Annotated in this window: 1 pseudogene; it reads left to right on the top strand. The window is 64.6% G+C overall.

The window, feature by feature from the left end:
- Positions 1–851: pseudogene (locus EN906_RS35735) on the top strand (chain-length determining protein); the annotation flags it as partial.

Here is an 851-nt window from a genome sequence, read left to right as displayed (position 1 = left end):
GTCGACGACACTGCTTGGCAATCATCCGCGCATTCGCGCGCTGAAATCGCAACTGTCCGATCTCGACGCACAGATTCGCAGCGAGGCCCAGAAGATCATGAAAGGCCTGTTGATGCAGGCCGAGACGGCAAAGGCCCGCGAGAACCAGCTTGTCGCCGACGTCAACACATTGAAAGCCGCTTCGGCGCAGGCCGGCGAACAACAGGTCGATCTCGACGCACTGCAGCGCGACGCGACCGCCAAGCGACAGCAACTCGAACTGTACCTGACCAACTACCGCGAAGCCGCTTCGCGCCAGGATCGCAACTATCTGCCGGTCGACGCGCGGATCGCCTCGAAGGCTTCGGTTCCCTCCGAGGCCTACTTCCCGAAGGTCGGGCCGATCGTCGGCGCGGCTTTCGCCGCATCGCTGCTGATCATGGCCATCGTGACGCTTCTGCGGGAGCTGTTTTCAGGTCGCGCGATGCGACCGGCGAGCGGTTCCCGTTTTGAACGGATCGATGAGGTCGCGATGCCCCATGTGGCGCAGGCGCCGGTCGCCAAGCCATTTGTCCGCCACGAGCCTGCCGTCCTGCAGGACTCCTTGGTTGGCCAGGAGCTGCCTGAACGTGCGGATGAAGCGGAGCCCTATGCCGCCGCGATGCCGGCCATGGCCGAGGCACCGGATGTGGTCGCAATGCCCGATACGACGGCGACAGAGCAGACGGCTGTCGAGCCCGAACCGGCGCGTTCCACCCTGGGCGAGATCGATATCGAGAAGGCTGCCGAAAAGCTGATCTCCAGCGGTGCGGCGCGCGCCATATTCGTCTCGCCGGAAGGCGACGAGGCGGCTGCATCCGCGATCCTGGTGG

It is taken from the genome of Mesorhizobium sp. M7A.F.Ca.CA.004.06.1.1 (assembly GCF_003999135.1).
GTDB lineage: Bacteria > Pseudomonadota > Alphaproteobacteria > Rhizobiales > Rhizobiaceae > Mesorhizobium.
This window is presented reverse-complemented; position numbering and strand designations above follow the sequence as displayed.